A 24,690-nucleotide genomic window follows, 5' to 3' on the forward strand; every position below is an offset into this window, starting at 1 on the left:
AGCGCTGTCATGCCGAGCTCAGGTTCGAAGCCGACCCCGCATCCGGGGCGCCACCCCGAAATTCATGAACGCCTAGAACGAAACCGCAAGCGGGTGCAAGCGCGTCGCGCTCCGGCAACGTGAGAAGGCCATCACCACCGCAGTCAAGCGTTACGTCGCGGCTTGGGTGGCTATCGCCGAGTGCGAGAGCAAGCGGGATCGCGAAATCGCAAGCTACCAGAGGCGGATACAGAAGTTAGAAGCTCGCGCAAACGAGGAACTGGCTAGGCACCACGCCGAGCAGGCAGCTGCCGCAGCCGCCCTTCACGAGGAAGGCCAGACCGCCGAGGAGGTCGCTGAACTGCTCGAAATCACACCGAGGCAAGCTCGGCGCCTGCTCGCGGCCGCGCGCTCAGCGAATGCGGTGTTGACGACAACCGACACAACGCCGAGTTCCGGATTGCGGCAGGCAAGGGCGACAGCCGCCACGGCGAAGGTAAGCGGCGACGGGAGTAGGACAGAACTCGACTCTGATTCGGAAGGCGAACCGCGAATGGAATTGGTGGTCTGAAAATTCGGCCAGAGGGTAGTCGGTCAGCCGACGTAGCCGCCGACATTCCATACGTGCTGACGAAAGTGTTGGGGCGCAAATGCTGTCCGTGCGGGAATGCCCGAAATCGGAGACCGGGGCCAGTACGCCACACCACAGCGATGGCAGTAGTAGCCAGCACTCCAAACAGCGTACGCCGCACGTCTTCCCCGCCAGATTCTGCTGTTATAGCGGCTCCGGCCATACGCGATCCCCAGCATCAGGACCGAGGGCGCAGCCAATCCGGTCACCACCGTGACAGCGACGAACAGAGCCATCAATACACCAACATCTTCCGGATGAAAGACGTACCACGCCATCGGACCGAGCGCGGCGAGAGCCGGAAACAGGAGCAGGATGCCGCAAAGAACCAAACGGCCCGTCGGCCGCAGAAGGGGTTCAGGTGCCACGCTTCTGGCTAGTGCTGTCGTGTGAGTCCGTTCGCCTGACGATGCGCCGAGCACCGGTACCAACCCAGCGGACGTGACAGCAAATCCGGTGCTGAGGTCGCTGCTGTAGCTAGTGGACACGCCATCTGCGTGAAGTGCTTCCACGTTCTGGACGGCATCGATCCTATGGCAGAGCGGACACGAGATGTCGGTGTCCATACAAGAGTTCCCCTTCCGAGCAGCAGGTCGGCTGTGCTCATATTCGGCGATTACAGATTCGCGGCGACAGAACGAACGCTACTTGTGATATGGAACACCTTCGGTTGGGGCATGTCGAGAGATGGCGTGGTTTGCACCGCCGGAAGTTGTCGACACAGGTGCTCCTTTGGTCGGTTGAGAGCCGGTGACCTGCAAAGCGATCGTGCGATCGCATCGCCGAGGCTGCTCCAGCGCTGTGTATTGGATCCGGTGGGGTCATCGTGGGCGTCCGTGGGGTGTCCCGGCGGGGAACGCCGTGGCGCTGGAGGGCGGTACTGATAGTGCCGGCGGCGAAGTCGAGATCGTCGGCGATGCGGGCGAGGGATTTCCCGTTGCGGTAGCGGGTAGAGGCGAGGTCGATCTCCGTCTCGGTGAGGTGGCGTTGCTGACGGATGGTCGTGCCGGCCGCGCGAAGAATTCGAAGGACGCTCCCTTTGCCAAGGTGGTATTGGGCGGCGAGTTGGTTTGTGGAGGCACCATCTTCGTAGGCAGCGCGGATCGCCGTGCGCTGGTCGTCGGTAAGACGGTGCCGCAGAGCCTGACGGGGCGGGGGTAATGGGTCGGGTGCGCGATCGGCCTGGTCGACCAATTGATTGCGGAGTCGCTCGTGCTTGGCGGTCAGGTGCGTTTCAGTGGTGTAGATACGCATGAGCTCGATGACCGCAGACGCCGCCTACTTCGCACTTAACGCTCTGTAGGCGGCCATCAAAGAGGCGCCACCAGCGGGCGAGGTCCTGGTCCAAGGAATCAATCCCGCATGCATGCCGATACTCCGATATGCGCATTTAACCATGTATTATCCAAATTGGTGCGTGGCGTTCTGCTGGAATAGGGCCAGCAAGGAAGGGCGGCTCGATGCATCGATCCAGGCTTCGATCGGTGGTTTCTAGCCGGACGTCGGCAGGTGATCAACGGGTGTCGCCATCACTGCAGTGGTGGCGAAATCCTCGAAGGTCGGCTTCAATGGGTGGTGGGTACGTCTCAGTGGACGGTTGGAACCGAACTGAGGTGCCCACATGTCATCGCAACCCAAGTCGAAACGCGCCGCTGTCGATCGCAGCTCTTCGGAGAGTGAAGCGATCGACGTAGACGACCCTCCGAACGATGAAATCTGGCTCAGCACAGCGGAAGTCGCGCGTCGTCTGAAGATGCGGCCGAAAACGCTTGCGGCGTGGGCCGCCGGGGGTCGTGGCCCACGGTACGCGCGAATGGGGCGGTACCGGCGATACCGCCTCGCTGACCTCGTCCTCTGGGAACTCGAGCAACTCGCCCACGGTGGTGGCGGCGGACACGTCAGCCCAACGTACCGACGCTGACCGTCCGAGGTTCCCTCAGAGAGCTTAGTGGCTATCAGTTAGCAAACTTCTACCTCTTGTCATTCGTAACTCAACTGGCTCACTCTCGTGCCGGAAGTGCTGGCGTCAGGCAAGGGTCGGTGACAGGTGGGGGAATTGGGTTCGTCACCGAGTCGATGCCCTGCGATAACCGGCTCGCGAGGGATCCATGAGAGGAGATCGGTGGTAGGCAGGCTGCCCAAGCCCGTCGGTACCTTCGGCGACGCGTCGAAGCCGAAGAAGCAGAAGAACGGGAGCTGGCGCACGACGGTGCGCTACTACGGAGCGCGAGGTTCCCAGCAGCTGGAGCGTACGGGGGCCAGCGCCGACGACGCCCGAAACCGTCTGGCGGAGGCCATGCGGGACTTCCGGGAACAGCAAGGGCGGGCCCGGATTACGCGGACTACGAAGCTGATCGAGCTGGCGGCGGAACTGCTGGTGGAATTGGAGGCCGATCCGGACTACACCGAAGGCAACGTCGAGGACTACCGGCGCGAGATCTACATCTCGACCGACCGGCGCGCGAATCCCGACACGATCAAGATCGAGAACTCGCTCGGCCATTTACAAGTCTGGCAAGCGACCACTGGCGAGCTCGATCGTCATCTGAAACATCTTGTTGCCCTGAAGCTTCGGCGCAAGGCAAAGCAGCACAAGATCGTCCTGCGCGCGATGATGGCCATCGCGGTGCGGCACGGAGCCTTGGACGTCAACCCGATGGATGGCGTCTCGGCGTTCACCCGGCGCAAGAACAAGGCACGCGGCAAAGTCGAGGACCAGCATGCGTTGCCGGCGTTTCGTGCCCAGGTGCGCGCGTGGGCGCGCGGCGAAGCGGTTCCCGGCACCCCGGCTTACACCTGCGGGCCCGCGCGCGACTGGGTCGTGGTGTGGGTGGTCGACATCATCACCGGGACCGGGCTGCGCCCGCACGAAGTGTTCGCGCTGCTGCTCGATGACATCAACCTCGATTGCGAGCATCCCTACCTGGATGTGACGGGCACGCTGGTCGAGGTGAAGGGCAAAGGTAAGGGCCGGTGGGTGCGTAAGCCGTTCCCCAAGACCGAGAACGGCTGGCGACGCATCCTGCTGCCCCCGCATTCGGTGGAATCGATTGCCGAAGCCATCGCATATCTGGAATCCTCGGCGTGCTCCAACCCGATGAGGCTGTTGTTGCCCTCGAGGAAAGGGACAGTGCGCAACCCGAACAACTTCGGACGGCCATGGCGTGCGGCGCGCGGCGAGAACTTCGCGTGGGTCACGCTGCGGACGTTCCGCCGCGGTGTCGGCACCGAAGTCGACCACGCCCACGAGAACCCGGAGCGCGCCGCCAGGCAACTGGGCAACACCACCGCGGTGGCCAAGGCGCACTACATCGACATTCCCGAGACCGTGCCCGACAACCGTGACGTCCTGGAGCGCTGGGCCCGGGGACCGAAGGCGGCAAAAGTGTGAGATTTCTGTGAGATCCCCCTCAAATCGGACCGTCTCCTGAACCGAAAAGACCCCTTCCGACCCAGGTCGAAAGGGGTTTTTCTGTCGGGCTGACAGGATTTGAACCTGCGACCACCTGACCCCCAGTCAGGTGCGCTACCAAGCTGCGCCACAGCCCGTTGTGCGCCCATTGCTGGGCGCTCGAAGAGATTACCGCACGTGGGGGCGGGGGAGCGAATCGGCTGGTGAGCGGCGTGGCGGTGGGGTGGGTGGGGGTGTGAAAGGCGGTCGGGCGCAGGGGGTGTGGGGTGGTGGTGGTGATTGGCGGCGAGCAGTGGGGGCATTCCCGTCGATACGGAATGTGCCGGGCGGGCGGTGGGCCCGGCGTAGCGGAAGGAGACGGCGGGGATGAGTCGGGAGCGGCGGCTGGTCGAGGCGTTTGTGCAGCTGGCGGACTCGCTGGTGGAGGAGTACGACCCGGTGGATGTGGTGCAGGAACTGCTGGATCGGGCGGTCGATCTGCTACCCGTCGATACCGCGGCGGTGCTGCTGGCGGGGGCGGACGGGGAGTTGCGGGTGTTGGCGTCGACCAGCGAGGCGACTCGTTGGCTGGAGCTGCTGCAGATCCAGGCGCAGGACGGGCCGTGCGTGCAGTCGTACCGGAGTTGCGAGCGGGTCATCGTGGAGGACCTGGAGGAGGCGCGCGACCAGTGGCCCGCGTTCGCGAAGCAGGCTCTGCTGGAGGGTTTTCAGTCGGTGTACGCGCTGCCGATGCGGTTGCGCATGGATCGGGTGGGTGCGCTCAATTTGTTCAGCACGGGCGACGAACATCTGACCGAGGACGATGTGCTGATCGGGCAGGCGCTGGCCGATATCGCGAGCATCGCGATTCTGCAGGCCCGGATGCTGGCCGACCACAAGACGGTCAACGGACAGTTGCAGGTGGCGTTGCAGGGACGCATCGTCATCGAGCAGGCGAAGGGCATACTTGCTGCTCAGGGCGACCTCGACCCGGAAGCCGCGTTCCACGCGCTGCGCGGCTATGCCCGGCATACCCGGGTGCGGCTACCCGATCTCGCCCGCGCGGTGGTCGATCGGACCATCGACACGAGCCAGATCCTCGCCCACGCCGATCACCGTGAGCCCTGAGGTCACAGCCGTTCGTGCACGGTGAGCAGCAGATGGTCGAACTGGGTGCGCAGTTCGACCATCGGCCCGTCCAGCGTGGTGACTTCGGCGACGAGCTGGTTGGCCAGCGCGCGCAGCTTGACGCCGGTTTCTTGGGAACGCCAGGTGAGCACCCGAAAGGCCTGGTCAGCGTTGATCCCGTAGATCAGCATCAGCACGCCCTTGGCCTGTTCGATCCCGGCCCGCGCGGAGTACAGCTCGGGCAGCGCGCCGTTGAGGGTTTGTCTGCGGTCTTCTTCGAGCGCGTTGGTGATGTCGACGTAATAGCCCGCGGTGCCGATCACCGTTCCGTCGTCGTCGACCATGTGGTCGCCGACGACGAGGACGTGGTGCACTTGGCCTTCGGTGTCGATGATGCGGTGGCGGCTGCAGAACGGTTCGCCGGTCTCGACCGATCGAGCGATGGTGTTCGCCACCTGCTGACGGTCTTCGGGGTGCTTGTGTGCCAGCAGCAGTTCGGTGGTCGGTTGCACCGATCCGGCGGCATAGCCGTGGATGAGCGCGACCTCGTCGGACCATTCCCAGCGCTGGTCGGCCAGCCAGAAGCGGAAGCTGCCCGCACTCTGCGGCCTGCCAGCACCGAGTACCTCTTCGATCGGCCGTACCGTTTCGGCCTCGTCGACGTCGGCATCCACGAGCGCCTTGGCGATGACCTCGGGCGGCGTTTCGTCGCCGCTCCCGTGTGCGACGTCCGGCACATCAACAGACTGATCCACGACCTGCCCCTCTCGACCTCGACCGATGTCAGTACAAAGACGGTCGGCTGACGGGGTCTGGGGCAGCGCGTTCCGACGGACAGGCTACCTCGCGGCCTCGACGGCTCGTCGGTGAGGTCGGTGCGGGATCAGCCGGGCACTCGACGCCGTGCGGTTCGTACCGGAAACGGTGGTGGCGTTGCGATTCCCATCAAATGCGCCGTGCGACGGTCAGCACGTCCGGTACCAGCGCGGACGGAATCGGTCTGCGCACCGACCGCTGCGCGGTGATCCGGAATCCGGCGGCCTCGACCAACGATCGCATCTCGTCGGGGGACGGAAAATACGCCACACTTTGAATGGGCGTCGGTTGCAACAGCTGCGCGAAGCGGCTGCGCGGATTGTTCAGGGCAATCGCGAGAAGCCCACCGGGGGAGAGGATTCGGTGGAACTCCGCGAGCGCGGCGGGATGGTCGAAGAAGTGGAAGGCGTGCGTCGAGACGACGGCATCGACCGCCGCATCGGGCAGCCCGGTGTCCTCTGCCCGCCGGTTGATCCAATTCACTTGGCCGGAGCGGGCTTTGGCCTGCCGCAGCATGCCGACGGACGCATCGCACCCGTAGACCACCTCGGGGTTCAACTCGTGTTGGATGCGGGAGGTGAGAATCCCTGTGCCGCAGCCGATATCGGCGACCCGGCGAATATCGGCCCGGCGAAGTTGCTCGATGATCTCGTCTTGCGGTGGCCGGTAGGCGATCCGCTGCACAAGGGGAATGTTGTAGACCCGGGCCAGCCGACTCCAGCTCCGCGTGACGAGGCTGTTGAAGGCGCGGGTCGGCGCGGCTGACATAGCCTCAGCTTAATCTGTCTGAGACGACACCGGAAGTAGCGGCCGGGGAGCGGTGTCGCCCACTGCTCCCCAGCCGGATGGGCTCACTGATCAGCGATTGCTACCGCTGTGCTGGCCGCCCTTGGCCTTGGCCTCGGTCGGCTGGGCTTCGGCGCCCTTCCTACCCGCGGCCGAGGGGTCGGCGCTGTTCTTGTCGCCGAAGCTACCGGTGCTTGCCTGACCGCCGCGGCGGGCCTGTTCCTCGGTGTCGCTGCGGTTGCCGAACTGTCCGGGGTTGTTGGTGTCTGGCATGTGCATCTCCTCTCGAGTGTTATCGGCCGAGCCTGTTGAACGGCTCATTTGGCGTGTGCCCGTGGCTCTCGGACCTAAACAGGACGATGTGGCGATGCGTTTGCCCTATTGTCCGTTTCGGCTATATGACTCAACGGTTTTGCCAGGTCGTCGAGCCAACGGCCTTCCGCCCGTACGCCGTAGATCACTTCGATTTTTTCCCGGCGGCGAACAGTGCGGACGCACCGACGGCGAAGGCGAGCGCAATGTTGCCGAAATCACGCCGAACAGCAACCGCGCTCAGAGCAGCGTGAGGGTATCGTTCGGTCCTTCGATGACCGCGATGAGTCCGGCGCGAATCCCGGCGCGCACCGGCAGGGGAGCCGAAAGTGCTTGCAACGGAAGCGATAGCACCGCCGGATCCGGATGCACAGCCTCCAGCGAACGCAACGTCGCCTGCGGCAGTCCCGACGAGGGGTGTGCGGTCTCGCCCCAGTCGATGAGGAATGGAATGAGTCCCCCGTGCAGGTCTTTGCGCGACCAGGTCAGCCGCCACCGCAGCGTCTGCCCTTCGGGAGTAGCCCTGGACATGTCCGCGACATCGCCGGGATCGTATCCGGCGGCTCGTGCGTCGGCGACCACCGTAGCGATGTCGGTCACCCGCGCCGCCCAGGTCGCCAGGCGCGGGGCGGCGAGGCCGTTGATGCCGAACGGCCGCGGTAGCCGCGGCACCGGCTGGCCCAGGTCGGGGCCGATGATCTCCAGATAGCCGTCACCGAGGCCGAGCAGAAAGTTTCGCGTTCCGTACCCCATGTGCCTGCCACCCGCGACCGGCGCCACGCCGAGCGCTCGCGTCACGACACCTACCGTGGCCGCGAGGTCCGGGGTCGCCAAGACGAGATGATCAAACCCGCTCACTCTGGAAACCCTAGCCACTTGTCCGCACCGGCGGCTGGTTTCCGCGGCTATCTTTGCGCCGTGGCCGCGACCAGCGCCGAACGGGCGGCGCGCACGGCGGGATGGTTCCCGGTCCCGCGCCGGTAGGCCAGGCGGGTCCGGCGCCGGGTCGCCAGCGGGGTGAGCGTGACCTGGGGCGGACACGGCAACGCGCCGAGCTCCGGAACGAGCGCGACACCCTGGCCCGCCGCCACGAGGGCGAGAACGGTACCGAAGTCGTCGGCGTGGTGCCGTATCCGCGGCGTGAAGCCGACGGCCTGACAGGCGCGGACGGTCATCGTGTGACACAGCGTGTCGGGCGTGCCCGCGATCCAGGAATCCGCGCGATGGGCGGCCAGCGGTTCGGCGGTCAGCGCGGCCAGATAGATAATTTCCTCGAGCAGCGGCTCGGTGTCGAGCGCGGGGTCCGGTTCGACGGGCACATAGTCGTATTCCTGGACGAGGGCGACGTCGAGGGTTTCCGCGCGCAACGCGGCGGGCGCGGTCGCCGGGTCCAGCTCGGTCACCATCAGTTCGAGCCCGGGATGGTCGCGACTCAACGCGACGAGCGCGGGGGACAGGATCGTGCGAACCGCGGTCGGGAAGGCGCCGATCCGGAGCGTTCCGGTGAGCTCGGCCCGCGTGGTCGCCAACTCGGCGGCGGCTTGTTCGAGCACCGCGAGGATTGTCTCGGCGTGCTCGACAAGCATCCGCGCGGCCGGGGTCAGCGTGACCCGGCGGCCGGTTCGTTCGAGCAGCGGCACACCGGCTTCGCGTTCGAGCGCGGTGAGCTGCTGCGAGACCGCGGAGGGCGTGTACGCGAGCGCGTCGGCAACCGCCGCGATGGTTTCGCGGTGCGCCAGTTCGCGGAGCAGGCGCAGCTTGCGGATGTCGAGCATCAGCTCAGCTTATGCTCGCGTGTAGAAATGGGGACTGGACCTGCGGGTTCAACACGAGCACGCTCATATCTATGACGCTCGCAGGCCTTTTCGTCCCCCTTGTCACCCCGTTCACGGCGGACGGCGCACTCGCTGCCGACGCGCTGGAAGGGCTGGCCCGCTCGGCGCTCGAAGCGGGCGCGACCGGGCTCGTCGCGCTCGGCACCACCGCCGAAACCGCGACCCTCAGCACCGAAGAGCGCGGACTGGTCGTCGACATTTGCGCCCGCGCGTGCCGAGAACACAACGCCGCCTTGATCGTCGGCGCCGGATCCAACTCGACGGCCGGCTCGATCGAGGCACTCGCGAACCTCAGCCCGCACATCACCGCCGCGCTCACCGTCGTCCCGTACTACACGCGCCCTTCGGAAGCGGGTGTGCTCGCCCACTTCCGGAGCCTCGCCGCCGCCAGCCCCGTGCCGCTGATCATTTACAACATTCCGTATCGCACCGCCCGCACCCTCGGCATCGACACCTTGTGCCAGCTCGCCGAGGAGCCGAATATCATCGGCGTCAAACACGCCGTCGGCGGTATCGACGACACCACCGTCGAGCTGATGCGCAGGTGCCCAGCCGATTTCGCGGTCCTCGCGGGCGATGACCTATACGCGGCACCGCTGCTCGCCCTCGGCGCCGCGGGTGGCATCCTCGCCTCCGCGAACCTCGACACCGCTGCGTTCGCTGCCCTCGTCGCCGCCTGGCGCGACGGCCCCCTCGACCGGGCCCGCGCTCTGAGTCACCGCCTCGCGGCGCTGTCCGCCGCCGCCTTCGCCGAACCCAACCCGACCGTCATCAAAGCGGTTCTTGCTGCTCGAGGACGTATCCCGAGTCCGGCAGTGCGGCTGCCCCTGCTCCAAGCGAGCGCCGCCGCCACCTCCGCAGCCGTGGCCGCACTCGAATATTGTTCGCGGGAATGGCAAGAGGATTTGCTGGTGTAGACGGCGAAGAGATGCAACGCTGAAGCGGTGACTCAACCTCCGGATACTCAGGCGATGGGGCCTGACCCGACCGCCGACAAATTGGACGCCGCGGTCTTCAAGGTGGCAGGCGTGGTCGTGCTCGGCGCGATCATGTCGATCCTCGACATCACCGTAGTCAACATCGCACTGCCCACCTTCCAAGCGGAATTCGAGACGAGCTACGCCATCGCGGCGTGGACGATCACCGGCTACACGCTCGCCCTGGCCACCGTCATCCCGCTCACCGGCTGGGCGGCCGATCGGTTCGGCACGAAACGCCTGTACATAGCGGCGCTCGCCTTCTTCGTGCTCGGCTCGGTGCTCTGTGCGACCGCATGGAACATCGAGTCGCTCATCGCGTTCCGGGTGATCCAGGGCATCGGCGGCGGCATGCTGATGCCGCTCGGCATGACGATCATGACGCACGCGGCGGGCCCGCAACGGGTCGGCCGGGTGATGGCGGTGCTCGGCGTGCCGATGCTGCTCGGCCCGATCTGCGGCCCGATCCTCGGCGGCTGGCTGATCGAATTCCACTGGCAGTGGATCTTCTTGATCAACCTTCCCATCGGCGTTGTCGCGCTGGTCCTGGCCTACATCGTGTTCCCCGCGGACAAGCCGGAACCGTCGGAGTCGTTCGACTTCCTCGGCATGTTGCTCGCCTCGCCCGGGCTCGCGCTGTTCCTGTACGGCGTCTCGTCGATTCCCGGCGAGGAAACGGTCCTGGCGACGAAGGTATTGCTGCCCGCGATCATCGGCCTCGTCCTCATGGTCGCGTTCGTCTTCCATGCGCTGCGCACCGAGCATCCGCTGATCGATCTGCATCTGTTCCGCAACCGCTCGCTGACCTTCGCGGTGCTCACCATGGTGCTGTTCGCGATCGCGTTCTTCGGCGGCGCGTTGCTGCTGCCGACCTACTTGCAGCAGGTCAGGGGCGAATCGGCATTGACGGCCGGATTGCTGCTCATCCCGCAGGGGTTGGGCGCGATGCTCACCATGCCGATCGCGGGACGCTTGGTCGACAAGATCGGGCCGGGGAAGATCGTGCTGGTCGGCATCGCGCTGATCGCGGTCAGCACCGCGTTCTTCATCCAGCTCGACGTGGATACCTCCTACCCGCTCATGCTCACCGCGCTGTTCGTGATGGGTCTCGGCATGGGTTGCACGATGATGCCGATCATGACCGCGGCCATCCAGACGCTGACGCATCAGCAGGTCGCCCGTGGTTCGACCCTGATGAACATCGTCAACCAGGCCGCGGGCTCGATCGGGACCGCGGTGATCTCGGTGGTGCTGACGAACCTGCTGAACAACGAGGAATTCGCCAAACCGGCCATCGTGGCGAACGCCAATCCGGAATTCGCCGCCCAGCTGCCGCCGGGCGTGCTGGAGACCGGATTGAGCCAGGCCGCAACGGCATTCAGTAACACCTACGTGGTGGCGCTGGTGCTGACCGTGCTCACCTTGGTTCCGGCGTTCTTCCTGCCGCGCACGAAACCGAAGAACCCCGAGGCGGCCGCGGTCACCGCGGTGCACGTGTAGGACTCGCGCCCCGAGATCGCCTGCTCAGTGCGGCGATCCCGGGGCGTGGTGGGTACGCACCTCGTCGAGGAAGTCCAGGACGACCGGACTTGCGAGAGAACGGAATTCGTCGAAGTACGCATGCCGGGCACCGGGTATCAAATATGTGCGAGCGTGGGGGACGCGTTCGGCGAGCAGCGCGGCGTTGGCTACCGGATTGAACCGGTCCTCGGTCCCGTGCACGATCAAGGTGGGAATTCGGATGTCCGGCAGCACATCCCACGCGTCGTGCTTGTTGCTGGCGACCAGATGCCGCCGCTTGGCGTAGGCGGGCATGGTGGCGTCGCCGAGGGTGTTGTACGGCCCGGACGTGCGGGCCAGCCATTCCGGGGTGTACATCAGTTCCAGCAGTGCCTGTTTCGCCGCGTCCGGATCGGGCTGAATGAGCGACTGCCGGATATCGGCACCGCGTTCGATGCTGTGCCGGCCGCCGGGTGAGGTGCAGCCGAGAACCAGGGCATGCACCCGCGCCGGGTGGCGCGCGGCCAGCCATTGCGCGACGCGACCGCCCATGGATGTGCCGTACACCGCGGCCCGATCGATGCCAAGATCGTCGAGCACCGCGATCACGTCATCGGCGAAACCCACTGTGCTGTAAGGCTCGTCGGGCTTGTCGCTGTCGCCGGTGCCACGCCAGTCGAGGGTGATGGTGCGGTACTCGGCCTCGAAGTCCTCCCTGATCCCATCCCACCAGTGGTGGTTGTTGGACTGCCCGGCAAGCAGGACCAGCGGATCGCCATCGCCGCCGGTTTGGTAGGCGAGGCGAACGCCGTTGGCGGCCTTGGCATATGGCACGGTGCTGGTCCCCTATCGGATCGGTGCGTTGGTCGGCCGTAGGCCGTCGAGGACGAATTCCAGGCAGCGGCGCCAGCTGGCGGTACCGGTCGTCTCGCCGAGCAGCGACAGTGCCCACAGCAGCTGCACCACGTCTTCGTCGCTCGCGTCGGCGCGCACCGCGCCCGCCTGCCGGGCGCGGTCCAGCAGCGCCGACAGATGCGACATGCCGCGATGGCACGCCTCGGTGAGCTGGGCGGCGGCGGGATGGTCGCCGGTGAGCGCCTCGAGCAAGCCGCGGTCGGCGGTCAGCTGATCCAGTAGCTGCTCGATGAACCCGCTGAACGCCTGCCACGCGTCCGGCTCGGCCGCTGCCCGCGCGGCGAATTCCTCCATCGCGGCAAGGCGGGCGGGCAGCAGTGCGTCGATGAGCGCGTCGCGGTGCGGGAAATGGTTGTACAGCGTGCCGATGCTGACCCCGGCCCGCCGCGCGATCTCCTCCAGCGAGCCATCGAGCCCCTGCTCGGTGAACACGCCGGCGGCCTCCCGCAACAGCTTCTCGCGATTGCGGGCGGCGTCGCGGCGCAACGGCTTGGTCATGGGGACCATCCTACAAAAGTCGAGGGGCACCTCGACTTCGTGCTATCGTGATGAAGATGAGGGGGGCCTCAATATTCGCCAAAAGGAGAACCATGTCCAGCACACCAACGGCCGTGATCATCGGTGCGGGACCCGGCCTCGGCATGTCCATGGCCAAGCGTTTCGGCAGCGAAGGATTCCGTGTCGCACTGCTCTCACGAAGCGACGCACGCCACGAGCGCTATCTGAAAGACCTTGCCGCCCTGGGCATCGAGGCCACCGCCCACACCGCCGACAGCACGGACCGGGCCCGGCTGACGTCCGTGCTGGCCGAGATCGCCCGCGCGGGCGACATCGAACTCGCTTATTACGGCCCCGCCGCCACGCAGCTGCCCGTGCCCCTAGCCGATATCACCGAGATAGACGCCGCCGCAGCTCGATCCGCGTTCGAACTCATCTGGCCCGCCGTCGACATGGTGCACCAAGTCCTCCCGGCGATGCTCGAACGTGGCAGCGGCGCCCTACTTTTCGCGGGTGGCCTGTCCAGCGTCCGCCCCATGCCGATGCTCGGCCAGCTGGCTCTGTCGGCCGCCGCCCTGCGCAACTACGCCGTCACTCTCAATGCCGCCCTCGCCGAACGCGGCGTCTACGCGGGCACCCTCACCATCGGCGGTCTCATCGAGCACGGCGACATTCACGCCATGGTCACCGCCGACCCAGGCCACTTCGGCGCCGCCGACGGCCACACCCTCGATCCCGACCGGCTCGCCGCCACCGCCTTGGACATGTACCGCACCCGCGACAGGGCCGAGGAGGTGTTCGACGTGTTCACCGGCTGACGCGGTGGTCACACCGGTGGTAGCCGCTTCCTCAGCAGGCAGAACTGGTTTCCCTCGGGATCGCTGAGCACATACCAGCTCTCGTCACCGGTCTGACCGACGTCGGCGTGCCGCGCGCCCAGTGCGAGCAACCGTTCGAGTTCGGCGTCCTGGTCCCGGTCGGTCGAGTTGACGTCGAGGTGCAGTGGCAGCTTCGCCACTCGCGGGTCCGATGTTCGACTGAAGATCAGCGTGGGTTGCGGTCCGCCGAAACCGACACCGGGCGGGCCTATTTCGACGCTTTCGTCGTCCGCGTCGAGTTCCTCGTACCCTAGGACCTCGGCCCAGAACCGGGCGAGTTCCCGCGGGTCGGCGGCGTCGATGACGATTTCGCTGATCCGGCAAGACATACCGGCCAGCTTAGATCGCATCCGCGACGGCGGCGTCAGGCTTCGCGAACCCCGCGTCGGTCCGACCAGACCAGGATCGGCTCGACCACGCGTGCCGCGACGGGGCCGACTATTGCCATCAACAGCACGTAAGTTGTTGCCAGGGCGGCGAATTCGATGGGGACCGCGCCTGACGCGACGGCCAGCCCGGCGATCACGATGGAGAATTCGCCGTGCGCGACCAGCGCGGTGCCCGCACGGACCCGCCCGTAGCGGGAGGCCCCGGCCCGCTTCGCGGCCCACCATCCGGTGCCGACCTTGGTGGCGGTGGTGACCACCGCGAGCAGACATGCCCAGCCGAGCACCGGCGGGATGCTGGCGGGGTCGGTCGTGAGTCCGAACAGCACGAAGAACAGCGCGGCGAACAAGTCGCGGAGTGGTTCCAGAATCTTGGTCGCGTTCTCCGCGGTGGAATCCGAAATCGCGATGCCGAGCAGGAACGCGCCGACCGCCGCGGACACCTGCACCGAGGAAGCGACACCGGCCACCAACAGCGCGCAGCCGAGCAGCTTGAGCAAGAAGATCTCATTGTCTGCACTGGCGACCAGCGCGGAGACGTACCGGCCGAAGCGCAGCGCGACGACGAGGACGACGGTCAGCGCGAGTAATGCGACCCCCAACGTCTGCAATCCGGCGAGGAGACTGACGCCCGCGAGTACGGCGGTCAGTACCGGCAGATAACCGGCCATCACCAAGTCTTCGAATACCAGGATCGACAAGATCACCGGGGTTTCCCGGTTGCCGAGCCTGCCCAGCTCGTCCAAGAGCTTCGCGACGATGCCCGAGGAGGAAATGTAGGTGACGCCCGCCATCGTGACCGCGCCGGTGAAGCCCCAGCCCAGCGCGAGGGCGACAAGTACACCGGGTGTCGCGTTGAGGAAGATGTCAACCAGCCCGGCGGGCCAGGACCGGCGCATCCCCGTAACGAGTTCGGCGGCATTGTATTCCAGGCCGAGCAGGAGCAACAGCAGGATCACACCGATTTCGCTGGCAAGATGGATGAACTCGTCTACGTGGTGCAATTCGACCAACCCGCCGTTGCCGAACAGCAGGCCACCGAGCAGATACAGCGGAATCGGGGACATGCCGATGCGAGCGGCGATCCGGCCGAGTAAACCCAAGCCGAATAACACCGCCCCCAGCTGGATCAGCGCGAGTGCGGTGGTATTCGCGACCATCATCAGCCGTTGGTGAGTATTCTCGCCGCGGCGTCCAGACCCTCGGTAGTTCCGACGATCACCAGTAGGTCGGCGGCCGCGAAGGTGAAATCCGGACCCGGTGACGGGATAACCGCCCCGCCGCGCATGATCGCGACAATGGAAGCCTTGGTCCGAGTGCGCATCTCGGTCTCACCGAGCCGCCGGCCGTCATAGGGGGAGCCCTCGAGGATCGAGAACTGCCGAGTGTTCACCCCGTCCAGCTCGCGATGCTCCTCGCGCAGCTGCGCAACCAGCTGCGGCGCGCCGAGCAGATTGGCCAGCACGGCCGCTTCCGTCGCGGACAGCGGAATCTGATCGGTGGCCTCCGGATTGTCGGCCTTGCTCACAATCAGATAGATCGTGCCGTCCTTGTGATCGATGACCCCGATCCGGCGGCGCAGGCCTTTGATCGGAAAGTCCTTGCGCACACCAATACCCGGCAAGCGCGTCACCTCAACGTTCACCACACCAGCGTAGCCGCGCACCTGCGGAATGCCTGCCGAAAACGTTGTCCGATTCGTCCCGAGCCGCCCATCAATCCGAGGCGCCAGGCGCGAGGTGGTAGCGCACCGTCGGGCTCCAGAGGAAGAAGCCGTTGACGCCCGCGTCGTTCGCGGCGTCGATCTGGGCTTCGATCTCGTTGGGCCCGTAATTCACGCCCAGGCTGAAGTCCTGTAGCCAGGGGACGATTTTGGCGTCGGTGCCCTGCATGCGGTTGCGGAAATCCTGCAACGAGCGGTAGGTGATGTCATACGGCTGGGAGTTGGGGTTCGCGACACCGTATTCGCCGGGGTTCCAGTGCGAGGGATAGACCATCGGCGCGATGTAGTCGACGTGTCGAGCCATCAGCGCGATGTCCTGCGCGATCTGGTCGGGCCGGGTGACGGCGATGCCGAAGACCGCGGCACTCTGGTCGGCGCCCGCGTCCCGCACCGGGTCGCGGCTTTCGCGCAGGAATTCGGCGATCGACACGGTGGGCGACTCGGTCGAGCCCGGGAAATGCATCTGCGACAACGCGCCGTCCGGGCGCCGGATGTAGTCGTACATGATTCCGTCGAAGCCCAGCTTCGCCGCCTCCACCGCGAGGTCGATGTTGTATTTGCGCATTTCGGGATGCGCGAAGTTGGTGAATGCGATCGGGCCGTACTTACTGGAATACGGTTGCCCGGCGGGATTCTGGATGACCCAGTCGTGGCGGCCGGTGTGCCAGGCCCATTCGGCCATGGTCTTGTCGCGGAATGCGACGATCCGCCCGACCACTCGAAGACCCATGTCGTGCAATTGCCGCAGCGCCGCGGGAGCGTCGTAGATCCCCGCGGCGGCACCCGACTCACGGGCGAGCGGCACCTGGGAGTCGTAGCCGACCACGCCGTCCTCGTCCTTGATGTCGAGCTGCACGGTGTTGATCCGGCCGTCGCGCGCCATGTTCAGCACGTCCTCGCGGAGTCCGTCGTCGGACCACCCGTACGCGGTCACGTGCACCGCCTTGATCGGTGGCTGCTCCACCGCCGCGGTGATCGGTTGCGTCGCTTCATTGCCCGCCGCGTCGACGGCGACCACTTGGGCGCCGGTCTGTGCCCGCGCCATGGTGATCTCGAACGAACCGTCGGCGGCCGGGGTCACCGACTGGCTACCCACCGACACGCGCTCCGCGCCTTTTGCCTTGCCGCGCAACGTAACCGGCTCGCGATAGGATTTCACGGCAGCGGGCTGGCTCAGTTCGAGGGCGGGTGGCTCGTTGTCCACGGTGAATGTCCTGGACACTCCGGGGCCGGTGCGCAGGAAGCCGAGCGTGCTTGGCGGGATCTCGGCGGTGAAGGTGTGTTCGCCGTCGGCGAGACTTCCGGGTCGGTACACCATTGTGTTGCCCTCGACCGTGCCGTCGACGGGCTTGCCGTCGAGCTCGAGCCGCATGGCGCTGACGTCCTCGGCGCCCGCCTCCACGCGCAATGCCATGGCGGACAAGGCTGCCGCGCTGACCAGACTGTTCGGCAGGCCGACGAGTGTCAATCCCCGTGGCTCGCCACGCGCCGAACTGATGGTCACGGTAGCGATAAGAATTGATAAGACTGCGATAACTACAACTGCCGCCAATCGTAGGTGCCCTGAATTGCGGACTCGTGCTAGCAACGCGCACACCAACTTTCGTTCGGGGACGGCTCTACTATCGCGGGTTCGGTCCGCGGCCGTCGTGATTTTGATCAATGTCTTGCCCGGTGAAATGGCCGGGCTCGCGTACTGTTTGCGCGGTGGCGAAGAACGCGACTAACAGTGTTCGAGTTGTGTTGTCGGTCTTGGCGTTCGCGGCGGCCGCCGGTTGTGCCGCGGCCGCTCCCGACCCGATCGACGATCGAAATGCGGCCACGGAGACGGCGAATCCGCCGCCCCCGAGCAGCGCGCCGCCCGATCCGGCCGGGGTGCGGGCGAACGAACTCGGCCTCGTGCCCGTCCTCATGTACCACCAGCTGACGTCCGAACCGGACAGCGAATACGACCAGACGCCGGCGAAGTTCCGCGCGGAACTCGAACGGCTGCATCGTGAGCACTACCGTCCGGTGACCGCGGCCGCCTACATCTCCGGCGACATCGACATCCCCGCGGGCACCCACCCGGTGGTGCTCACCTTCGACGACTCGACCCTCAGCCAGCTCACCTTCACCGCTGACGGCAAGGTCGCGCCCGACACCGCCGTCGGCATTCTCGAGCAGTTCCGGACCGAGCATCCCGACTTCGCGCCGACGGCGACCTTCTACGTCAATAACCAGCCGTTCGGCGACAATCCGGGTGCCCTGCAGTGGTTGGCCGCCCACGGATACGAGATCGGCGCCCACACGGCAACCCATCCGAACCTCGCGCACCTGGACGCCGCCGGAGTCCAGCGCGAGTTCGCGGAGAACGTCCGCGCCATCACGGCCGCGGCGCCGGGCGAGGTACGCACAATGGCGTTGCCGCTCGGCATCTTTCCGGCCGACCGCGCGCTGGCCAGCGCGGGCAGCTGGGACGGCACATCCTATTCGTTCGAGGCGATCATGCTGGTAGGCGCGAACCCCGCGCCGTCCCCGTACGGCGGGGCAGACCCCGCCGGGATTCCCCGAATCCGTTCGGGCAGAACGGCCGTCGACTTCGACTCGACCTATTGGCTCGATCGGCTCGCGCAGCACCCGGACCAGCGCTACACCTCGGACGGCAACCCCGACGTCATCTCTTTCCCGCAGCACGCCTCCGGCGACCTGACCGCGCGATGGGCGAGCCACGCAAAGCCGTACTGATCCGGACCGTACGGCCGACTCGGCCGCACGGTCCCCGGGTAGGGCGGGGTTCATCGGCACACCCTTTGTGGCAGCCGTGCATCCGTTGTACCGGATGTGCGGCTGTCACAACGGGTGTGCGGCCTGCCTGGAATGAACGGGAGCGCGGTCATCGGGGCGAGCGGACTGCGATCTGTTCGAGGATGGCGACCATGCGGTCGATCTCGTCGAAGGTGTTGTAGAAGGCAAAGGATGGGCGCACCGTTGCTTCCAGGCCGAGGCGACGCAGGATCGGCTGGGCGCAGTGGTGACCGGCGCGGACCGCGATGCCCTTCTCGTTCAATGCCTTTCCGATGTCGATCGGCTCGCAGCCCGCCATGACGAAGGAGAGCACGCTCGCTTTGTCGGCGGCGGTGCCCACCAGCCGGACACCACGCACCGCGGCAACACGGGGGGTCGCGTATTCGAGCAGTTCGTGCTCGTAGCGCGCAATCGCGTCCATGCCGATGCGTTCGACGTATTCGATCGCGGTGCCGAGGCCGACCGCGTCGGCGATATTGCCGGTGCCCGCTTCGAACCGGCCCGGTGGCGGCTGGAACAGCGAACGCTCCAGGGTGACATCGCTGATCATGTTGCCGCCGCCCTGCCAGGGCGGAACATCTTGCAGTATCTCGGATTTTCCGTAGACCACGCCGATTCCGGTGGGGCCGAACAACTTGTGGCCGGAGAACACGAAGAAGTCGGCACCGATCGAGCGCACGTCGATGCTGGTGTGCGGCACCGATTGGGCGCCGTCCACGATCGTCACCGCACCGGCCCGCTGTGCCTCGGCGACGATCTCGCGCACCGGCGTAATGGTGCCAAGCGCGTTCGAAACATGGGCCACCGAGACGAGTTTCGTCCGGTCGGAGAGCAGCCTGGTGTATTCGCCCAGCATCAGCTCGCCGGTGTCGTCGACCGGGATCACCTTCAGCTGAGCGCCCGTCTCGGCGGCAAGCAGCTGCCAGGGCACGATGTTCGCGTGGTGCTCGAGGTGCGAGATGATGATCTCGTCACCGGCGTGAATATTCTTGCGGCCCCAGGTCTGCGCGATCAGGTTGATGCCCTCGGTGGCGCCGCGGACGAAAATGATCTCCTCCGTCGACGACGCGCCGATGAATCGGGCCACGATGGCACGGGCCTGCTCGTAGGCATCGGTGGACCGCGCCGCCAATTCGTGTGCCGCCCGGTGGATATTTGAGTTCTCGTGCTCATAGAAGTGCGCGATGCGCTCGATCACCGATCGAGGCTTCTGCGTCGTCGCGGCGTTGTCGAACCACACCAGCGGATGCCCGTTCACCTGTTCTCGCAGAATCGGGAAGTCCTTGCGCACCGTGTACACGTCGAACGGCGGGTGCGCGTCGGGCAGTTGACTGGGCGCGGCGCTACCGGGTGATTCCAGGAAGTAGAAGCTCGGCGCCGCGGCCGCCTGCTGGGGCGCGGCGTCGGGAAAGCGTTGCGGCGACAGCACTTCGCGCAATGACGGAAGCGCTGTCAAGAACGGGTCGGTGTGTACCCCCGCGGTACTGACCGGCGGGTGCGCGGGCAGGCCCGCCGCGTCGGCCATCGGCACGTCGCGTCCCCAGCCCGGGACCGACGGCTCGGGCGTCCGTCCGCCTGGCGGCGTGGTGTCCGAATCGCCCTGCGCACCTGACGATGCCGAGGAACGCCCCGGAACGTGGACGCTGGCCGGAGTAGTCCTCGAAGACCCTTGCGTTCCTGACGCAGCAGATGTCGGCGTGCGAGCACTGACCGGTGCGGCTCCCGCAAGCCCTTGCGCGCCTGACGATGCCGGGACCGACGGCTGCGGCACACGGCCGCCGGGCGGATTGGTGCCCGAAAGCCCCTGTGTGCCGGGCGCTGCCGCAGACGGCTGCTGCGGATGCAGACCGGGATGGGTGGCACCGGAAAACCCCGGTGCACCCGCCGAGGTGACCGCGGGCACCGGCGACGGCACCGGCACATTCGGCGGCGAAGTCGGCAGATCCGGCTGCGCCACACTCACCCCTACCGGTGCGGCGGGCAGACCCGTCGACCCCGACGGCAGCGCCGAGAAGAACGCACCGGCAAGGCGATTCAGCGTCGCCTCGTCCGGCAGCATCCACTCGGCGCCGCCCTCGTTCGCCGGCCGCGGGATGTCAGCCCCGGTAGGTCGGTGCGTAGTCATGGAACTTGCCCACCTCGGCTCCGTCGAGTACCGCCACCGCGTCATCGACCAGGATCGCCAGCGAGCAGTACAGCGACACCAGATACGACGCGATCGCGCTGCGATCAATACCCATGAACTTGACCGAAAGCCCCGGTCCCTGTTCACCGGCCAGCCCCGGCTGGTACAAACCGACCACACCCTGCCGGGCTTCACCGGTCCGGATCAGCAGGAATTTGGTCTTCCCGCGCTCCACCGGAACTTTGTCCGACGGAATGATGGGAATCCCACGCCAGGTCAGGAACTGCGACCCGAACATGCTCACCGTCGGCGGTGGCACACCGCGTCGGGTGCATTCCCGGCCGAATGCCGCGATGCCCTGCGGGTGGGTGAGGAAGAAGCCCGGCTCCTTCCAGACCCGGGTGATCAGATTGTCCAGGTCGTCCGGCGTGGGCGGCCCGGCGATCGTGGAGAGCCGTTGCTTCTTGGCGGCATTGGTGATGAGCCCATAGTCGGGGCTGTTGATCAGCTCGCCCTCTTGGTGCTCCTTGATCGCCTCAATGGTCAACCGCAACTGTTGAGCTATCTGATCGTGCGGGCTCGAATACAGATCCGAGACGCGGGTGTGCACATCGAGAATGGTGTGCACGGCCTTGAGTCGGTACTCCCGCGGGTCTCGTTCGTAGTCGATGAACGTCTCCGGCAGCGGAGACTCGTCGAAGTTGTCGCACTGAATATCGACGGTTTGTTCGTGAGTTACCCGGTTACGCCGGTAAATTCCGGCCTCGACGGGAACCCAGTTGAGCAGATGGACCAACCACCGTGGGGTGATCGACTCCATCTGCGGAACGGTCTTCGTAGCATTCGCCAGGGTCCGGGCAGCTTCATCGCCCAGCGCAACCGGCTGTGGAACAGCTTTCGTCATCGAACCACCTCGGGATCGGCAAATCCACCGTTACCAGCTCGATCATGCTAGCCCCTGCCCCTCGGCTTGCCCGGATCGCGCCTATTGTCCGCCTTGTTCCGCGTGCCGCGTCGATGACCGCAGTCCCGTGGCGATTATCGGGTGGTGTGTTCTCCGCCGTTGACCGCCAGCACCTGACCGGTCACCTGACGGGCGCCGGGGGAGGCGAGGTAGTGGACCGCCGCGGCCACATCCTCGGGCACGCCGGGGCGGCGGGTGTGCGTGGCGGCGATGAGTGCGTCGCGCCGCTCGTCCGTCAACGAGTCGTGGAAGAACTCGGTGGCGGCGATATAGCCGGGTGCGACGACATTCGCGGTGATGCCGTGTGGCCCCAACTCCGCGGACAGCTGCGCGTTCCACGAGGCGAGACCGGCCTTGGCCGCCGCGTAGGCGGTCCCGCCCTTGTCTGCGGCGATCGAACCGATGTGCACCACGGACCCTCCGCTGGTCAGCCGGTCGCGCAGTGCCGAGGTCATCAGTACCGCGCTGATCAAGTTGGCGTCCAGGTTGGCCCGCCAGGCGGCGGCCAGACTCGCCAGGTCGGTCGGCGCCTCCCGGCCGATGTCGGTATTGCTACCGGCATTGTTGACCAGGACGTCGATGTCCTGGGGGAGTTGGTCGAGGAGCGCCTCGATCTGTGCCGGATCGGTCGCGTCACACGTGTGCGCCGTGATGCCGAGTTCCGCTGCCGTTGTGCGCAGTTGCTCGGCTCGGCGGCCGGTGATCACGACCGTGTCGCCCCCGGCCGCGAAAGTGCTCGCGATGGCTCGGCCGATCCCGGTCGCGCCACCGGTTACCACGATGTTCCGTCCCATGTCGCTCTCCTTCTCGTGTAGGTTTAGACCTAAACGTATACGTCGTTTAGACCTAAACGCAACCGGGAGTGGCATGGACAACAACGACCCCGTCGACGCGATCGCGCTGGCCTGGCGCCGCGAGCGGCCCGGCACCCCCGTCGACGCCATCGGCGTCGTAACGCGAATCTGGCAGCTCGCCAAGACATTCGGCGACGACCGCCGCCGGGTGCTCGCCACCGAGGGCGTCGACACCGCCACCCTCGACCTGCTCAGCGTCCTTCGCCGCAGCGGCCCGCCTTACCGGTTGACCACGCGAGAGCTCAAAGACCAAACCATGCTCACCGCCGGCGCCATCTCCCAGCGGGTAGCGCGCGCCGAAGCGGACGACCTGGTCACCCGCACACCCATGGGCGACGGTTCGCGCGGCGTGGCCGTCTCCCTCACGCCATCTGGCCACGCCTTGGTCGAGCGCCTGGTCGACCACGTGCTCGGCCGTGAGGCAGAACTACTCTCCGGCCTCACCGCCGAGCAGCAGCGAAACCTCACCGACCTGCTCAGAATCCTGCATCAGGACCTGATGTCGCGCCTCGACATCCGCAAGATCACGCAGGTAGGTTCCGCGGATATCTGAATGCCCGAAAGCTGTTGGGCGGGAATCGGAAAGCTCAGCGCAGGGCGAGGGCGAGGAAGAAGTCGACGCGGTCTTCGAGGCGGGAGAGGTCTCGGGCGGTGAGCTCCTCGATGCGCTGGATGCGGTAGCGCAAGGTGTTGACGTGCACGTGCAGGAGGTCGGCGCATTTGGTCCAGGAGCCGGAGACCTCGAGGAAGGTCTCCAGGGTGTGCACCAGGTCGGCGCGGTTGTCCTGGTCGTAGGTGGTGAGCGGGTCGAGCAGGCGCAGGCGGAACATGCGGCGGACCTCGTCGGGGACGGAGGCGAGCAACAGCATGTGGGTGGCGAGTTCGTCGTGGCCGACGACGCTCGCGGGTTGTAGTCGGCCCGCGGCCATGCGGCGGGCGTAGCGCGCCTCTTCGACGGCGCCGCGCAACCCCTCGCCGTCGACTACGCCGCTGACGCCGACCGAAAGGCGGCTCCCGCGCAGACCCGGCTCCAAAGCGGTTACCGCCCGGTTGATTTCGTCGATGACCGGCGTGTCCGGCCCGGCCGGAATCAGGGCGATCGCCTCGTCGTCCACCACACCGGCGGCGGGCCTTCTGCCGTAAAGGATTTCGCGCAGCAGCACGCGTAATTCGCCGGGGCGCAAGGTGTCGTCGGCGGCGGCCGCGACGGCGATATAGGTTTCCGCGGGCCCGAGGCCGGTGAGTTCAAGGCGCGAGATGATCTCGGTCGGTTTGCCGTCGGAGACGATCAGTTCGATGAGTTCCTGGGCGAGTCGCCCCTCGGCGCTCTGCCGGTCGTCCTGGCGTGCGCGTTCCAGCGAGACGACCGCGGCGAGTTCACCGGCCAGCGCGCGCCGCTCCTCGGGCCATTCGGTGTAATCGCCCTCGAAGACCAGGAACCAGTCGGCGGCCCGAGAGGTGCGGTGCTCGTCCACCGCGAACAGCGAGAATCGTCCGCTCTCGTGCGGAAACGCGGACGGCAGGCGACGGGCGCTGAGAAACGCGGTGGTTACCTCGACCGGCGGCGGCGCGGCCGGCCCGGCCACCGCCCGCCCGGTAGACGACATCACCCAGCAGCGCATGCCGAGATCGCGTTCGATCAGCTCCAGCACCGAACCGAGCCCGGCACCGGAGACGAGCTGGCGATGCCGATCCAGGATCGCGGTCAGATCCGCCGCCCGTCCGGTGGACAGATTGCGGGTGATCTGCTCGGTGACCGCCGCGAACGCGACATCTTCCGGCACCCGGAACAGCGGAATCCGATGCTTCCGGCACGCCTCTACGACATCCGGTGGCGCACCGCCGTACCGTGCGTCGCCCGCTGCCAGCCCCGCGACACCGGCCTGGGCCAGTGCCCGGACGAACACCTCACTGTCGGCGGGGTCGTGCCGCCACTGCATACCGGTGAGTACGAGTTCCCCGCCGGAGAGGTAGCGGCCCGGATCGAGCATGTCCGTTGTCACAACCCAGCGAACGAACCGGTCCAGCTCTTCCTCGCCGGTGACGAGCTCGAGCCCCAGGTCCGCCATGGTCAACAGTGATCGAAGGCGCACGTTGCGAAGGCTAACAGTCGGCCCCCCGGTGAACGCCCTTGGACATTCACACAAAGAGTTCGGTGTGAACTGGCGCACAGTTCAGATTTCTCGTTTCTAGCTGCGGTCTTGC

General features: G+C 66.3%; 25 protein-coding genes and 1 tRNA gene. 9 read left to right on the forward strand and 17 right to left on the reverse strand.

The window, feature by feature from the left end:
* Positions 1 to 573: 573 nt before the first annotated feature.
* Positions 574 to 1,176, reverse strand: coding sequence for a hypothetical protein (locus KV110_RS18040; protein WP_218477440.1), 603 nt, complete (start codon positions 1,174 to 1,176; stop codon positions 574 to 576).
* A gap of 295 nt (positions 1,177 to 1,471) precedes the next feature.
* Between KV110_RS18040 and KV110_RS18045 the strand changes: the two genes are divergently transcribed.
* The 3 genes from KV110_RS18045 (at position 1,472) to KV110_RS18050 (ending at position 4,001) form a co-directional block, all read left to right on the forward strand.
* Positions 1,472 to 1,771: a hypothetical protein gene (locus tag KV110_RS18045; RefSeq protein WP_218477441.1), complete on the forward strand. Its 300-nt coding sequence runs from the start codon at positions 1,472 to 1,474 to the stop codon at positions 1,769 to 1,771.
* 460 nt (positions 1,772 to 2,231) lie between these two features.
* On the forward strand, positions 2,232 to 2,531 hold the full coding sequence (locus KV110_RS41935; protein ID WP_343224189.1) for a helix-turn-helix domain-containing protein: 300 nt from the start codon (positions 2,232 to 2,234) through the stop codon (positions 2,529 to 2,531).
* 201 nt (positions 2,532 to 2,732) lie between these two features.
* Positions 2,733 to 4,001, forward strand: a complete 1,269-nt coding sequence (locus KV110_RS18050; protein WP_218477442.1) for a site-specific integrase — start codon at positions 2,733 to 2,735, stop codon at positions 3,999 to 4,001.
* 84 nt (positions 4,002 to 4,085) lie between these two features.
* Here KV110_RS18050 and KV110_RS18055 read toward each other — a convergent pair.
* A tRNA-Pro gene (locus tag KV110_RS18055) sits at positions 4,086 to 4,159 on the reverse strand.
* 229 nt (positions 4,160 to 4,388) lie between these two features.
* Between KV110_RS18055 and KV110_RS18060 the strand changes: the two genes are divergently transcribed.
* Positions 4,389 to 5,129, forward strand: a complete 741-nt coding sequence (locus KV110_RS18060; protein ID WP_218477443.1) for a GAF and ANTAR domain-containing protein — start codon at positions 4,389 to 4,391, stop codon at positions 5,127 to 5,129.
* 2 nt (positions 5,130 to 5,131) lie between these two features.
* Here KV110_RS18060 and KV110_RS18065 read toward each other — a convergent pair whose 3' ends face one another.
* The 5 genes from KV110_RS18065 to KV110_RS18085 form a co-directional block, all read right to left on the reverse strand.
* Complete coding sequence (locus KV110_RS18065; RefSeq protein WP_393540238.1) at positions 5,132 to 5,884, reverse strand: PAS and ANTAR domain-containing protein; 753 nt, start codon at positions 5,882 to 5,884, stop codon at positions 5,132 to 5,134.
* Positions 5,885 to 6,074: 190 nt separating this feature from the next.
* On the reverse strand, positions 6,075 to 6,713 hold the full coding sequence (locus tag KV110_RS18070; RefSeq protein WP_218477444.1) for a class I SAM-dependent methyltransferase: 639 nt from the start codon (positions 6,711 to 6,713) through the stop codon (positions 6,075 to 6,077).
* A 90-nt stretch (positions 6,714 to 6,803) separates the two neighbouring features.
* A complete protein-coding gene (locus tag KV110_RS18075) occupies positions 6,804 to 7,004 on the reverse strand; it encodes a hypothetical protein (RefSeq protein WP_218477445.1) in 201 nt (66 codons plus the stop codon).
* A 279-nt stretch (positions 7,005 to 7,283) separates the two neighbouring features.
* Positions 7,284 to 7,901: a VOC family protein gene (locus KV110_RS18080; RefSeq protein ID WP_218477446.1), complete on the reverse strand. Its 618-nt coding sequence runs from the start codon at positions 7,899 to 7,901 to the stop codon at positions 7,284 to 7,286.
* Positions 7,902 to 7,948: 47 nt separating this feature from the next.
* Positions 7,949 to 8,818 carry a LysR family transcriptional regulator gene (locus KV110_RS18085; RefSeq protein WP_218477449.1) on the reverse strand — a complete coding sequence of 290 codons (870 nt, stop codon included), beginning with the start codon at positions 8,816 to 8,818 and terminating at the stop codon, positions 7,949 to 7,951.
* 71 nt (positions 8,819 to 8,889) lie between these two features.
* Between KV110_RS18085 and dapA the strand changes: the two genes are divergently transcribed.
* Together dapA and KV110_RS18095 are read left to right on the forward strand one after the other, a co-directional pair.
* Positions 8,890 to 9,795 (forward strand): 4-hydroxy-tetrahydrodipicolinate synthase, encoded by a 906-nt coding sequence (dapA, locus tag KV110_RS18090; RefSeq protein ID WP_218477452.1) that lies wholly within the window; start codon positions 8,890 to 8,892, stop codon positions 9,793 to 9,795.
* Between the two features lie 54 nt (positions 9,796 to 9,849).
* A complete protein-coding gene (locus tag KV110_RS18095; protein ID WP_218477455.1) occupies positions 9,850 to 11,355 on the forward strand; it encodes a DHA2 family efflux MFS transporter permease subunit in 1,506 nt (501 codons plus the stop codon).
* Positions 11,356 to 11,379: 24 nt separating this feature from the next.
* Here KV110_RS18095 and KV110_RS18100 read toward each other — a convergent pair whose 3' ends face one another.
* Entirely contained in the window at positions 11,380 to 12,189 is an 810-nt protein-coding gene (locus KV110_RS18100; RefSeq protein ID WP_218477456.1) for an alpha/beta fold hydrolase, read from the reverse strand.
* Positions 12,190 to 12,201: 12 nt separating this feature from the next.
* On the reverse strand, positions 12,202 to 12,768 hold the full coding sequence (locus tag KV110_RS18105) for a TetR/AcrR family transcriptional regulator (protein WP_218477458.1): 567 nt from the start codon (positions 12,766 to 12,768) through the stop codon (positions 12,202 to 12,204).
* A gap of 92 nt (positions 12,769 to 12,860) precedes the next feature.
* Between KV110_RS18105 and KV110_RS18110 the strand changes: the two genes are divergently transcribed.
* Positions 12,861 to 13,586, forward strand: coding sequence for an SDR family NAD(P)-dependent oxidoreductase (locus KV110_RS18110; RefSeq protein WP_246634614.1), 726 nt, complete (start codon positions 12,861 to 12,863; stop codon positions 13,584 to 13,586).
* An 8-nt stretch (positions 13,587 to 13,594) separates the two neighbouring features.
* On the opposite strand, the gene KV110_RS18115 is transcribed toward KV110_RS18110, so the two are convergent.
* The 4 genes from KV110_RS18115 to KV110_RS18130 form a co-directional block, all read right to left on the reverse strand.
* The gene (locus tag KV110_RS18115; protein WP_218477459.1) at positions 13,595 to 13,975 is read right to left on the reverse strand and encodes a VOC family protein; all 381 of its coding nucleotides are present in this window, start codon (positions 13,973 to 13,975) and stop codon (positions 13,595 to 13,597) included.
* Between the two features lie 35 nt (positions 13,976 to 14,010).
* Positions 14,011 to 15,192 (reverse strand): cation:proton antiporter, encoded by a 1,182-nt coding sequence (locus KV110_RS18120; RefSeq protein WP_218478577.1) that lies wholly within the window; start codon positions 15,190 to 15,192, stop codon positions 14,011 to 14,013.
* 2 nt (positions 15,193 to 15,194) lie between these two features.
* Complete coding sequence (locus KV110_RS18125) at positions 15,195 to 15,677, reverse strand: cation:proton antiporter regulatory subunit (protein WP_218477461.1); 483 nt, start codon at positions 15,675 to 15,677, stop codon at positions 15,195 to 15,197.
* Between the two features lie 70 nt (positions 15,678 to 15,747).
* Positions 15,748 to 17,259, reverse strand: a complete 1,512-nt coding sequence (locus KV110_RS18130; RefSeq protein ID WP_218477462.1) for a putative glycoside hydrolase — start codon at positions 17,257 to 17,259, stop codon at positions 15,748 to 15,750.
* 236 nt (positions 17,260 to 17,495) lie between these two features.
* On the opposite strand from KV110_RS18130, the gene KV110_RS18135 reads away from it, so the two are divergent.
* On the forward strand, positions 17,496 to 18,482 hold the full coding sequence (locus KV110_RS18135; RefSeq protein WP_218477464.1) for a polysaccharide deacetylase family protein: 987 nt from the start codon (positions 17,496 to 17,498) through the stop codon (positions 18,480 to 18,482).
* 148 nt (positions 18,483 to 18,630) lie between these two features.
* Here the strand turns inward: KV110_RS18135 and KV110_RS18140 are convergent, their stop codons facing one another.
* The 3 genes from KV110_RS18140 to KV110_RS18150 all read right to left on the reverse strand — a co-directional run bounded on the left by KV110_RS18140 (position 18,631) and on the right by KV110_RS18150 (position 22,425).
* Positions 18,631 to 20,667 (reverse strand): family 2A encapsulin nanocompartment cargo protein cysteine desulfurase, encoded by a 2,037-nt coding sequence (locus KV110_RS18140; RefSeq protein WP_246634615.1) that lies wholly within the window; start codon positions 20,665 to 20,667, stop codon positions 18,631 to 18,633.
* Positions 20,639 to 21,571 carry a family 2A encapsulin nanocompartment shell protein gene (locus KV110_RS18145; protein WP_218477465.1) on the reverse strand — a complete coding sequence of 311 codons (933 nt, stop codon included), beginning with the start codon at positions 21,569 to 21,571 and terminating at the stop codon, positions 20,639 to 20,641. Before KV110_RS18145 ends, KV110_RS18140 begins: the two co-directional genes overlap by 29 nt.
* Before the next feature lie 134 nt (positions 21,572 to 21,705).
* Positions 21,706 to 22,425, reverse strand: coding sequence for an SDR family NAD(P)-dependent oxidoreductase (locus KV110_RS18150; protein ID WP_218477466.1), 720 nt, complete (start codon positions 22,423 to 22,425; stop codon positions 21,706 to 21,708).
* 73 nt (positions 22,426 to 22,498) lie between these two features.
* Between KV110_RS18150 and KV110_RS18155 the strand changes: the two genes are divergently transcribed.
* Complete coding sequence (locus KV110_RS18155; RefSeq protein WP_218477467.1) at positions 22,499 to 23,038, forward strand: MarR family winged helix-turn-helix transcriptional regulator; 540 nt, start codon at positions 22,499 to 22,501, stop codon at positions 23,036 to 23,038.
* A gap of 34 nt (positions 23,039 to 23,072) precedes the next feature.
* Here KV110_RS18155 and KV110_RS18160 read toward each other — a convergent pair whose 3' ends face one another.
* Positions 23,073 to 24,578 carry a PucR family transcriptional regulator gene (locus KV110_RS18160; protein ID WP_246634616.1) on the reverse strand — a complete coding sequence of 502 codons (1,506 nt, stop codon included), beginning with the start codon at positions 24,576 to 24,578 and terminating at the stop codon, positions 23,073 to 23,075.
* Between the last annotated feature and the right edge of the window lie 112 nt (positions 24,579 to 24,690).

This window comes from Nocardia iowensis (assembly GCF_019222765.1).
GTDB lineage: Bacteria > Actinomycetota > Actinomycetes > Mycobacteriales > Mycobacteriaceae > Nocardia > Nocardia iowensis.

Coding starts and splice junctions, on each gene's coding strand:
- KV110_RS18040 (WP_218477440.1), bottom strand. CDS start 1,176: ATGGACACCGACATCTCGTGTCCGCTCTGCCATAGGATCGATGCCGTC.
- KV110_RS41935 (WP_343224189.1), top strand. CDS start 2,232: ATGTCATCGCAACCCAAGTCGAAACGCGCCGCTGTCGATCGCAGCTCT.
- KV110_RS18060 (WP_218477443.1), top strand. CDS start 4,389: ATGAGTCGGGAGCGGCGGCTGGTCGAGGCGTTTGTGCAGCTGGCGGAC.
- KV110_RS18070 (WP_218477444.1), bottom strand. CDS start 6,713: ATGTCAGCCGCGCCGACCCGCGCCTTCAACAGCCTCGTCACGCGGAGC.
- KV110_RS18075 (WP_218477445.1), bottom strand. CDS start 7,004: ATGCCAGACACCAACAACCCCGGACAGTTCGGCAACCGCAGCGACACC.
- KV110_RS18085 (WP_218477449.1), bottom strand. CDS start 8,818: ATGCTCGACATCCGCAAGCTGCGCCTGCTCCGCGAACTGGCGCACCGC.
- dapA (WP_218477452.1), top strand. CDS start 8,890: ATGACGCTCGCAGGCCTTTTCGTCCCCCTTGTCACCCCGTTCACGGCG.
- KV110_RS18095 (WP_218477455.1), top strand. CDS start 9,850: ATGGGGCCTGACCCGACCGCCGACAAATTGGACGCCGCGGTCTTCAAG.
- KV110_RS18105 (WP_218477458.1), bottom strand. CDS start 12,768: ATGACCAAGCCGTTGCGCCGCGACGCCGCCCGCAATCGCGAGAAGCTG.
- KV110_RS18110 (WP_246634614.1), top strand. CDS start 12,861: ATGTCCAGCACACCAACGGCCGTGATCATCGGTGCGGGACCCGGCCTC.
- KV110_RS18115 (WP_218477459.1), bottom strand. CDS start 13,975: ATGTCTTGCCGGATCAGCGAAATCGTCATCGACGCCGCCGACCCGCGG.
- KV110_RS18120 (WP_218478577.1), bottom strand. CDS start 15,192: ATGGTCGCGAATACCACCGCACTCGCGCTGATCCAGCTGGGGGCGGTG.
- KV110_RS18140 (WP_246634615.1), bottom strand. CDS start 20,667: ATGACTACGCACCGACCTACCGGGGCTGACATCCCGCGGCCGGCGAAC.
- KV110_RS18145 (WP_218477465.1), bottom strand. CDS start 21,571: ATGACGAAAGCTGTTCCACAGCCGGTTGCGCTGGGCGATGAAGCTGCC.
- KV110_RS18150 (WP_218477466.1), bottom strand. CDS start 22,425: ATGGGACGGAACATCGTGGTAACCGGTGGCGCGACCGGGATCGGCCGA.
- KV110_RS18155 (WP_218477467.1), top strand. CDS start 22,499: ATGGACAACAACGACCCCGTCGACGCGATCGCGCTGGCCTGGCGCCGC.